This window comes from Eremococcus coleocola DSM 15696 (assembly GCF_000428865.1).
Lineage (GTDB): Bacteria > Bacillota > Bacilli > Lactobacillales > Aerococcaceae > Eremococcus > Eremococcus coleocola.
In genome coordinates this window covers 1-11,028 of the sequence record NZ_AUAT01000036.1, presented here as the reverse complement: position 1 = coordinate 11,028, position 11,028 = coordinate 1, and the positions used below count along the sequence as shown (strand labels likewise).

Annotated in this window: 11 protein-coding genes and 1 riboswitch; of the genes, 7 read left to right on the top strand and 4 right to left on the bottom strand. The window is 39.8% G+C overall.

All coding sequences use genetic code 11. From position 1 onward, the window contains the following. Positions 1–323: 323 nt before the first annotated feature. From thiT to G396_RS0108135, 3 genes are all read right to left on the bottom strand, one after another. On the bottom strand, positions 324–911 hold the full coding sequence (gene thiT / locus G396_RS0108145; protein WP_028125667.1) for an energy-coupled thiamine transporter ThiT: 588 nt from the start codon (positions 909–911) through the stop codon (positions 324–326). A gap of 28 nt (positions 912–939) precedes the next feature. Continuing rightward, positions 940–1,029, bottom strand: a riboswitch (TPP riboswitch). Between the two features lie 76 nt (positions 1,030–1,105). After that, positions 1,106–2,218, bottom strand: a complete 1,113-nt coding sequence (locus G396_RS0108140) for an NAD(P)/FAD-dependent oxidoreductase (protein ID WP_028125666.1) — start codon at positions 2,216–2,218, stop codon at positions 1,106–1,108. Next, positions 2,203–3,321 (bottom strand): ammonium transporter, encoded by a 1,119-nt coding sequence (locus G396_RS0108135; RefSeq protein WP_028125665.1) that lies wholly within the window; start codon positions 3,319–3,321, stop codon positions 2,203–2,205. Before G396_RS0108135 ends, G396_RS0108140 begins: the two co-directional genes overlap by 16 nt. Positions 3,322–3,521: 200 nt before the next feature. Here G396_RS0108135 and G396_RS0108130 point away from each other — a divergent pair, with 200 nt between their 5' ends. From G396_RS0108130 to G396_RS0108100, 7 genes are all read left to right on the top strand, one after another. After that, positions 3,522–4,160 carry an HAD family hydrolase gene (locus G396_RS0108130; protein ID WP_006417787.1) on the top strand — a complete coding sequence of 213 codons (639 nt, stop codon included), beginning with the start codon at positions 3,522–3,524 and terminating at the stop codon, positions 4,158–4,160. Between the two features lie 340 nt (positions 4,161–4,500). Continuing rightward, positions 4,501–5,661, top strand: a complete 1,161-nt coding sequence (locus tag G396_RS0108125; protein WP_006417828.1) for an extracellular solute-binding protein — start codon at positions 4,501–4,503, stop codon at positions 5,659–5,661. Between the two features lie 102 nt (positions 5,662–5,763). Continuing rightward, a complete protein-coding gene (locus tag G396_RS0108120) occupies positions 5,764–6,594 on the top strand; it encodes an ABC transporter permease (RefSeq protein ID WP_006417919.1) in 831 nt (276 codons plus the stop codon). A 13-nt stretch (positions 6,595–6,607) separates the two neighbouring features. Then, on the top strand, positions 6,608–7,591 hold the full coding sequence (locus tag G396_RS0108115; protein WP_028125663.1) for an ABC transporter ATP-binding protein: 984 nt from the start codon (positions 6,608–6,610) through the stop codon (positions 7,589–7,591). Further along, positions 7,588–8,436 carry an ABC transporter permease gene (locus G396_RS0108110; RefSeq protein WP_028125662.1) on the top strand — a complete coding sequence of 283 codons (849 nt, stop codon included), beginning with the start codon at positions 7,588–7,590 and terminating at the stop codon, positions 8,434–8,436. The genes G396_RS0108115 and G396_RS0108110 overlap by 4 nt, the downstream gene beginning before the upstream one ends. 1 nt (position 8,437) lies before the next feature. After that, the gene (locus tag G396_RS11040; protein ID WP_051221247.1) at positions 8,438–9,073 is read left to right on the top strand and encodes a glycerophosphodiester phosphodiesterase; all 636 of its coding nucleotides are present in this window, start codon (positions 8,438–8,440) and stop codon (positions 9,071–9,073) included. A gap of 1 nt (position 9,074) precedes the next feature. After that, entirely contained in the window at positions 9,075–10,544 is a 1,470-nt protein-coding gene (locus G396_RS0108100; RefSeq protein ID WP_028125661.1) for a CehA/McbA family metallohydrolase, read from the top strand. Between the two features lie 142 nt (positions 10,545–10,686). Here the strand turns inward: G396_RS0108100 and G396_RS11275 are convergent. Further along, positions 10,687–11,028, bottom strand: a 342-nt coding sequence (locus tag G396_RS11275; RefSeq protein ID WP_155857440.1) for a transposase, incomplete at its 5' end; no start/stop codon positions are given.

Below are 11,028 nucleotides of genomic sequence, written 5' to 3'. Positions count from 1 at the left end.
ATGATGGCCTGGACGCCCTGTGGAAGTAGGTTTAGGAAATTCACTATCAGGGATTGAATCAACGAATAAGCTAATGAAACGGGCATCGTGATTTTTAGCGATATCAAAATCTAAATTTAATACTAAAGAACAATCAGATGTGTTATAATGTTTATACATGAAAGCCACTCCTTTAAATGTATTTGTGCTTATTTACATTATATCATGTGAGTGCTTTCATGTTTACTAAAATAATAAAAAAAGGTCATTATCACGATTGCGATAATGGCCTTGTCTTTTTATGGACTGGACTTTTTGCCCAGCCTCTGAATTTATTTAATGGATTAGGTCCAAGATTTGCCGTGGTTTTTAACCAAAATCAAGCGTGGGTAGAACTTAACTAAGAGGGCTATAACGATGGCACAGGTGAGGGTCTCAGAAAGGAAGGCTCCACCATTAACTAAAAATGAGTAAAGGTATGGACTTTGACCTTCAGGGGCATAAGATCCCCAGAACCAGACACCGGCTAGAAAATGAATCAGATAACGAGCCAAAGAACCTGTAACAAGGGCAGCAATCGCTAGACTAATTTGTTTACCATAAGCCTGACTTTGATCAACTAAAGTTGTTTGCATGGGTTGAACCAAGAGGCCAGCAAGACCTACTAGGGCAAAGGCGACGAAGTATTCTAAGAGAAATTGAATAATTGATAAGAAATAAGCGTCGCCAAGTAGGACTTGGAGGAGTCCCCATAAGAAACCACCTAGCACGCCGGCTGGCCAGCCACGACGTAGGCTGAGGAAGATAATCGGTAGCATTTTGACTGAGACCTCAACAGCGAAAGTTGGGGAAGGGATAAATAAGTCTAGCACCGTCGCAATAGCGGCACAGAGGGCGATTTCAAGCCAGACCCGGGTTGATAATTTTGCCATAAAAAAAACTCCTTTCAGTGTGGCGTGCACAAAAAGGAGTAAACATCTTGACGCAAGTACGAACTTGATCCAATAATGAGGGTATTTCTCAGCCAAAGTGGCACCCCTTGTTTATGTACGTGTGGAATAATTGATAGCTGTATTATAGCATAAAATTTTGTTAATGAAAAAGTTATTTTCAGTTTGAGTCATGATTAGCAGAAACAATCAGTGCCACAACAAGATAGGTCAGCTAAATACATTTGGTTATCTTTGTAGTGTTGGACTTGCCCTTGATTGAGGTCAAGACTTTGCCGGCGGGCAATTTCTTCGGCTAGGACCGCAAAACGTTGACGGTATTTATAAATATAACAAAGAATTACATTTTGGTGTTGGACTTGGGGTCCCACCATGAAAAGGTCAGGCAAGAGGGTTGATTCATCCCACTCATTTAAAACCGGCCGCGTCCCGTCCAGTTCGAAGAGGTCTTGAATAAGGGGGGATTTAACCGCAGCAAAGCCAGTGGCCAAAATAGGGGCAGTTGGACTGTCGAAGTGTGATCCGTCTTGGCTGATTAAAGTGAAAAGGGGTCCTTTTTTCTGGATGGCTTGAATACGGACGCCGCGTTTGATTTCAATGGCCGCAGCAAATTGTTGGTAGCGGTGTTTAGTATAGAGCGATAGGCCTTGACTGGGGTCATAAGACTGAGAGTCTATGGCAGAACGATCCGTATAAATAGTTGACCGGTAGCCACGCCGCGCCAAGGCAATGGCGGTATCAAAAGCAGCTTCATTGCCACCAATGATACTATAGGTTTGGGCTTCAGTTAAGTGCTGGTAATCCCCTAATTGACTATAATGAATGCCTAAGTAGGCATTTTCAATCCCGCCATCATAAGGAAAAGCATAGTCACCCAGGGCCAAAATTAAATAGGGACTTTGGTAGGAGTCTTTTTTTCCTGTCAAGTGGTAGTAGCCGTCCTGATAAGAAATATGAGAAATTTCTTCACCACAGATGACAGGCAATTGGAGTTCATCAGCAATGGCTTGTAGGTAGGCCGCAAAGGCTGGACCCGAAGGGTGTTCACTTTGAAGGAACATGCCTGGTGAGGTATCCGGTGTGACCGCATTTAGGTCGGGAAAACCAAAGCCAGCCGTATTGAAGGAGGGTGAAATAAAATGGGTATAAGGGCTCCATTGGCGGAAGGATTGACCCACCTGACCCTTATCAATGACCTGGAAGTCAGTGATGCCAAAACGTTTTAGGGTTGCGGCCATCCCGATTCCAGCTGCGCCGGCACCGAGAATAGTGATTAATGATTTTTGCATGAAAATGTGCCTCCTTTATGGCTGAATGGAATTAGTTGACAGAGATAGAGAGTAAGATGGGTTCCTAACCAGGTGATTAGCATGGTCAGCCCCAGGGCAAGCACTTGCGCCCCGATAAAATCTGGTTTAAAAGCGAAAAATAAACCCGTTTCATGGTTAGGCGTTAGTTGAGGGGCGGCCAAGAAGATGAGGCCAGTGGCGCCGATTAAGCCCCCTAAGCCGTTGATAATAAAGGAATCCACCGGATCATGGATGGACCAACGGTCTAAGGCCCAAGCAATTAAATAACCCGAGACCATAGCAAGGATCAACATAGCCCATAGGGGCAGAAAAGCGACACCTGCTGTGGACGTCACTAGCCCCACCATCATCCCGGTCATTAAATGACGGCTCTTTAAATGCTTATAATGATAGATAACCTGACCTAAACTGGCGGAAAGAACGGCAATGACCGTGTTACTTATAATCAAGGGGGCTTGCTGACTAAAGTCTCCCAAAGGTCCTAGGTTAAATCCAAACCAGCCAAAGGCGATTAAAAAGCTTGCCATATAATTGGGGATGAGGTCAGAGGGACGGTTTCCTAGGTCTGGACTACGGTCATGATAGCGCCGGGCTAGAATGAGGGAGGTTAAGCCTGCAGACAAATGGACCACTAACCCCCCAGAGAAGTCAAGGGCACCCATTGCCTTTAAGATACCTTGGTCTGTCCAGAGTAAATAAGCTAAGGGGGAATAAACTAATACTAACCAAAGGGGCGTGAAAACCACGAAGTAAGGCCAGGCCACTCGGCCATTGAGGGTTCCCATAAACATAATTGCAGCATAAATAAAAAAAGCCCCCTGTAAACACATGTCAGCCAGTAAATTAGGTTCAGCCTTTAATAAGCTAGGCCAGAAGGACCCTATGTGACCGTTATCATAGATTAAGGGATAGCCCAGGCAGAACCAGGCTAGGATCGCCGTCAAGAGGCCCATGGTCATCATGGTCAAAGATTGATCAACCTGAGGGTCAGGGGCGGCATTGGCATAGAGGACTGGCACCGAAAAGAGCATGGGCCACATAAGGATAAAACAAGTCAATTTAAAGATTAGTGATGATAGCAAGGTCGATCCTCCTAAAAATAAATTTGATGTAAATAGTAATAATTACCATTTAACTAAAATTAAGTAATAAAGTCAAGCGAAAAATCATCATTTGGCTGAAATCATGAATGAATTGATAAAATATGAAACTTGGTTAAGTTTGCTTAAGTCAAGACAAATTAGTTATACTATTTAGTAACAAAAGGAAAGGGAGTGCAGACATGAATATAATTTTTGATATGGATGGGGTTTTAATTAAGTCAGAATATGCCTACTCTCTAGCTATTCAAAGAGTCTTGGCAGACCACGGAGTGGATGTAGATTTATCATATATTGACCAGTATCGGGGCCGGTCGAATCCAGAAACTTGGCAGGAGATTATTGCTGACTTTAGCGTTTTAGACCAGGCGTCGGACTACTATATTGACCGCGTCTTTAGTTACCGTGAAGAAATTGTGGCTCGGGATGGGATTATTCCTTGTGACCATATCTTAGAATTATTAAATGCTTGGCACGGCAAGGGCTACCGAATGTCAGTGGCCTCATCTTCACCTATGTCAGAAATTGAACGTACTATGGATGCTCTTGGAATAAGGTCATATTTTGAGCATTTAGTGACCGGTGAAGCGGTTGCCCAGTCTAAACCGGCCCCAGATATCTTCTTATATTCGGCTAAGTTGATGAACTTAGAACCTAAAGATTGCATCGTAATTGAGGATTCAAGTCATGGGGTTCAAGCAGCCAAATTAGCTGGCATGTATTGTATTGCTTATGTTGATCCTCATGAACCCGCCCAAGATGTTTCATTAGCAGATGAAGTAGTGGAGGATTATCGAGACTTGTTAGACCGGAAATTATAGGAAAATTGGTACAAATTAAATTAGATTAAACGCTTTCTATTCATTAAGATAGGAGCGTTATTTTTATGGAATTACTATACATAAAATTATATATGCTTATTTTTGTAAGTTAGCTAATGAATAAATTATTTACAAATAATTTACTAATTAATCCTTTCTTTATAGTAACAAGGTTTCACTAATGAAAAGGACAAAAAAGCTTAGATTTTGCTTATTTTCTTTACATAAAATTAATATAGCATCGAAAAAATTTACGTTGAATTTACCTTGAATTTACGTTGAATTAATAACTGATTGTTATAATTTGTTTGTTAAAAAATTGACTATTCAGGAGGAAATTATGAAAAAATTCTTGAAAAAAGTAACCTGTGCTGCCCTAACTTTAGGAACTCTTGCTGGTTTAATTTCACCAACCGCTTTTGCGCAAGATAAACAAACCATTACTTTATGGACTGGTGGGTCTGATAATATCCGTTTAGTGTATGAGGAATTAGAAAAAGCTTTTGATTCATCAGAGTATGGTAAAAAATATGATTTAGAAATTCAATTTGTCTTATCTGGATCTGGGGCTCAAAGTGTTCGTGATCGGATTGTTGCAGCAGCCGCAGCCGGTGAAAAAGAAACAGATTTTGATATTGTGGAAATGGGAGCTGACGAATTTGTTTCCTATACAGCGGATAATTCTGCTGAAGATATGTTTCTTCCACTCGACTTTTCGAAAATACCTAATTCTGAAAACGTCGAAGCTCAAGTAGCTGAGGGTAGCGAGTATCTAATTCCTTTCCGAGGAACAACCGTTGTGTTAGCTTATGATGAAGAACGTGTTGATAAAGTACCAACTACTTCTGAAGAACTTTATCAATGGATTAAAGACCATCCAGGTCGTTTCGCATATAATACCCCAGGTTCAGGCGGGGCTGGTAGTTCATTTGTAACGACTGCAATCTATAATAACCTAGATGAAGAAGCACTTGTTTCTGATGATCCTGCTAATATGGAGAAATGGGATCAAGGTTTTGATTTATTAAAAGACCTACATGGATCACTTTATCAATCAGGTGGTAAGACGGTTTATCCAAATAAAAATCAAGGAACCATTGATTTATTAATTGATCAACAAGTGGATATGATTCCTGCTTGGGCAGATCAAATTATTTCACAAATTAATCAAGGAATCCTTCCTGAAACCACCAAAATTACCCAAATCGATCCTGCTTTCACTGGTGGATTAGTAACCTTCGCGATTCCAACGATTGGCCGGCAAGCTGAAAATCCAGAAGGCGCTTATGCTTTCTTTGATTTCATGTTATCTGAACAAGCACAACAAATTCTATTAGATAATATGGCAGCTATTCCATTGATTGATTCATCTAATATGGATTCTGCAAATGCTGAATTATTAAAAGACTTAGATGTGACTAATTTCAGACGCACAAGTCTAGGTGAGTTAGGTGGTCAATTAACTGAACGTTGGGATAAAGAAATTGGAACCCTTAACTAAGTAATATCATAAAATTTAAAAACAAAGCAGGCTGAGACAGGAGTCACAGCCTCTTGTTTTTTAAGGCATTTGAGTTTAATCAGACAGACGAGGAGTATTGTCATGCAATTTATTAAAAATAGCTATTATAAATATGGCCGCAGTAATCTCATCAATTGGATTGTTTTCATCATTTTTTTAACCTTTTTCTACACCCCTTTGTTAAATAATATGATTGTAGCTTTTGGGGATGTTTACCGTTTTCCAGATATTTTACCGTCTATTTTTGGATTTAAATGGTGGAAATTTGTATTTGGGCAAGACCAACTAGTGTCTTCAATTGCATCATCCTTTATCATTGCCACCTTAACTACAATTGCGACCTTATTAGTGTGTATTCCAGCAGCTTACGCTTTAGCCCGCTATCGTTTTAAAGGTCGTCAGGGTGTGATGTTTACTTTTTTAGTTTCCAATGCCTTTCCAAAGATGGGGATTTATGTATCCATGGCCATTTTATTCTATAAAATGAAATTAATTGGAACCGTACCAGGGGTCATTATTGTGCATATGATCAATTCCATGATGTTGATGATTATGATACCGTCTGCTTCTTTTAGAGCTATACCACTCCAACAGGAGGAAGCGGCGCGTGATATCGGGGCCAAACCCTTAACTGTCTTTCGGAAAATAACCTTACCTCAAGCTATGCCAGGTATTATTGTGGCTAGTATCTATACCTTTCTAGGTTCCTTAGAAGAAGCTCAAGGGACTCTATTGGTAGGATTTCCAGAAATTTCAACCATGGCAACAGCCATGTATGGGGTTATTTTGGATTATCCTATCCAGGCTGGGGCTGTATTCTCATTGATTTTGATGTTGCCATCCTTGGTGTTAATCGTTATTTTCCGTAAATATCTCAGTGCCAAAACACTGGGTGAAGGCTTTAGGATGTAGTTAGGAGCATAAAATGACAGTTAAAGTAAAAGTGAAAGATTTAAGTATTATTTATGATAATGGTGACGGCGTTCGTGATGTTAATTTAGATATCTATGAAAATGAGATTTTAACACTTTTAGGTCCATCAGGATGTGGTAAAACTACAATTTTGAGAGCCATTGGTGGCTTCAATAAAGTGACCCAAGGGAGCATCTTAATTGATGATCAAGAAATTACTAATTTAGAACCCGAAGACCGGCCGACGGGGATGGTTTTTCAAGGTTATAATTTGTGGCCGCATATGAGTGTTTATGATAATTTAGCTTTTGGTTTGAAATTAAGAAAGGTTAAGAAGGTTGAAATAAAAGAAAAAATAAAAAATGTCTTAGACCTAGTTAAGCTTCCTGGCATCGAAAAGAAGTATCCAGCCCAGCTTTCAGGGGGGCAACAACAACGGGTGGCGATTGCTCGATCAATTTTATTAGAGCCTGCTGTCCTATTGTTGGATGAACCATTCTCAGCCTTAGATGCCAAAATTCGTCAAGAAATGCGGTTGGAACTGAAGCGTATTCAACAAGATCTTAACCTAACCGTTGTCTTTGTTACCCATGACCAAGAAGAGGCTATGTCAATCTCGGATCGGATTGTAGTTATGGATAAGGGGCACATTTCGCAATTAGGAACACCAAATGAAATCTATGATAATCCTCAATCTCAATACGTGGCTTCCTTTATTGGTGCGATGAATTTCTTGCCAACAGAAACGGGTCAAATTATGGCTATCCGCCTAGAAGATGTCTTAGTGGGACCGGCATCTATGTATGAGCAAAAGGCAGAGGTTGAAGCCATTATGTTAGTAGGACATTATGCGATTCTTTCATTAAAGACGCAGAATAATCAACATCTACAATCTTACGTCACCCGGACTGAGTCGGCCAAGTATCTTGAAGGGAATGCCATTTCTTATCAAATTGCTAAATATCAAATGTATGATAAGAAGGAGGCCCTTCAATGAAAAATAAGGATAACCGTTGGCCCCCTTATTTATTAATAGGGCCTGCCTTTCTGGTCATTTTAATTTTTGTGATTTATCCGATGTTCTCTGCTTTTGTCCGTTCGTTCTCTATTAAAGGCGGCGGGGGCTTTACCTTAGAACATTATACTTACTTCTTTACAGATCCCATCCAAATTCAAAACATTCTTTACACTTTATATGTTGTATTGATCACCGTGATTTTAACTTTTATCATTAGTTTCTTATTAGCCTTATTTTTGCGATTTTCTAAATCAAAACTAGCCGGATTTATGGGCTGGTTAGTTTTATTACCACGATTTGTACCTGGCATGGTAGCAGTATATAGTATGATTCTTATGATTAAAGATGCGGGAGTTATTATCCGAGTTTTAGATCAGGTTTTTGGAATTCAATTTTCTTTGGGTTGGATGTACAATGTCCAAGGTATTATCACTATGAATTTATGGTTTAATATTCCTTTTTCTACGTTAATTATTTTATCTGCTTTATCAAATGTGAAGGATTCTTATATCGAAAGTCTAAGAGATGTGGGTGGAGGTAAATTGCATATCCTAAACAAGTTGATACTCCCAATTACTTATAAGACTATCATTATGTCGATGACTTTTGTTTATATGGGTAACATTGGTTCTTTTACCACACCATTTTTGATGGGAGCCAATCATCCTAAAATGTTAGGGGTTGGTTTATATGATCAGTTTAATTCATATATGGATTATGAACGGGCAGCTGCCTTATCGGTCATCATATTCTTATTGAGTTCTTTCGCAGCAGTAGTTTATATCATGTCCAATTTAAAAGAAGCAGAATGGGAGCGAAGTTAAAATGATTACAGCACATACGGGTAGTGATGGTTATGTTGATAATAGTTTAGAATTTATTCAAGCATGTTTAGATAGTTCGGTCTCTGCCATGGAAATAGATGTTCAACTAGCTGATGATGGAACCTTATATTTAGCCCATGATATGCTTACGAATTATCATGCGGCGGTGAGCCTGGCAGATTGTTTTACTTTACTGGGTCAACGACCTGATTTAATTGTCAATATTGATTGCAAAAGTCGATCAGTTGGAACTGCCGTTTTAGCTTATGCTCGCCAGCAAGAACTAGCTAATCCTTTGGTATTTTCAGGATCAATCCTTCTAGAAGACTTTGCTGTAGCTGACCGTGACAAACTTTTCTATAATCTTGAAAATCACTTTAGTTTAGAACAATTAGAAGCACAGTCCTATTTTGAAGCCTTAGGGGACTTAAGCCGGGCTGGGGTGACTGTAGTCCAAGTGTATTATGAACTAGCCACGCCAGCTTTGATAAAGGCCTTGAAAGCAAAGGGGATAGGTCTTTCAGTTTGGACTGTCAATGATCTTACACAGATAGATTATTATTTAGATATGGGCTGTGTGAATGTTACTAGCCGTAAAGCCTTAACCTACCTTAAAGCTAAGAAAGAAGGAAGATAGAATGACGATTGAATTATTCAAGCAAGACTTTAAGCTCTATGCGTCGGCTCATCAGAGTCATCTTGACTACCGGGTTGAGGTGCCAGCGGGGGTCCAACAGTTAAAAGTATTATTTGACTATCAACCTTTATTGGAAACTGAATTAGAAGCTTTGGAAAGAGCCTTTCTTAAAGAAGGCTTACCGGCTGAACTGGCCCAAGATCAGGATGGCTTTCGCAATCTATTAACGATAACCATCCAGGATAATCAAGGTTTCCGTGGGGCTCACCATTATTTTAATACGCAACAAGAAATTATTCTGGCTCCGGACCAAGCTTCTTTAGGCTTTCGACCTGACCCCATTGATGCGGGGCTTTGGACCTTCACCATTTCTTGTCATGGTCTTTTTTCTGACTTTGTAACAGGCTCTCTACGAGTCCTGGCGGATTTTAGCTTTGACCAAGCCAAGTCCCAACCTCAACCTTTGACTAGTGTGGTACCCCTAGCTCGACCAGCTAAAAACCGTCCCTTATCTGACCCCCAAGCCCGCTTCTACAAAACTGAGCTCCATAGCCATACTCTGCATTCGGATGCCCAACAATCAACTGAGTATTTATTACAGCAAGCTCAAGAGCAAGGCATTGATTGGCTAGCTATTACTGACCATAATACGACGACGGCCCACGATGAAGCAGCTGCCCATCAGAATTATGATACTCAGGTTTACTTAATACCGGGTATGGAATATACTAGTTTCCATGGTCATATGTTAATCCACGGAGCCTATAATGATATTGTCCGCAACTGGACTGAATTAAATCCGTATAATATTGACCAAATTACGGAAGAATTACAGGCGCAAGGTTTGAATGTCACGGTCGCCCATCCATTTGTTGAAGGCAATCCCTATTGTACCGGTTGTCGCTGGGACTACCTTCTGCATGATTTAAAATATGTTGATACTTTGGAAGTTTGGAATCGGCAGAATCCCAATAACTATGCCTATAACCAGGCAGGTTTTGCTAAGTGGCTAGACTTCTTAGCCATGGGTTACGAAATTAATGCTTCAACCGGCCGCGACTGGCATACACCAGCAGCCTCAGAAGATCAATTAGCTTATACTTATGTCTTGGCCCCACAAGAAGCCGATCTAGACCAGATTCTGCAAGCTTTAAAGTTAGGCCGGACATATATTTCCTTAGGTCCGCTTATTGCTAGCTGTATCTTAGACGGTAAATACCAATTGGGAGATCGGGTGCCTCTTAAGCAGGATTCTTATAACTTGTTGGTCAATATTAATGAACTCCAAGCGGCCGACAAGGTATTAATTTATGGCCGTCAGAACTTACTTAAGGAGATTCATTGTCACCAAGCAGGATCCTTTGAAATTAAGGAAACCCTTCAGCTAGAACAGGAGTCTTTACTTAGAATTGAGGTAAGAGACCAAGCAGGGAAGCTGAAATTATTTACTAACCCAATTTATATTGGTTAGAGAAATTAATATTTATATGAAGAAAATTGTAAAAGCTGTACTCATTTGAGTTCAGCTTTTTTGTGTATTTTACCATGTAGATCATATGAGAGGGGTAATTCTATAGAAGCTTTGAATCAATTATCCCCAAAGTGAAAACAGTCTAAAAATAATAAAAAGAACAAGAGGCTGGGCAAAAAGTCTCAAAAATAACCGACAAACATTTCAAAAAGATGAGATGTTTCTCGGTTTTTATTAATTTTAATAAAATATAAGAAAAGAAAAGAGGTCCCCTTCCTTTTCTTCTTATCATTTCTGCTAATCTGGTTAAATTCATTGCCATTAACAGGATTCCAATATCATTTGAAACCCCAATTTTTCCTCTTACATGAACTCTTCGTACACCAAAATTGCGCTTCATTTGACCAAAAACAGGCTCAACTTCTATTTTACGTTGAGCATATAGTTGGCAACCTGAATCGCTTTCTAAGTATTCTTTGGCTTT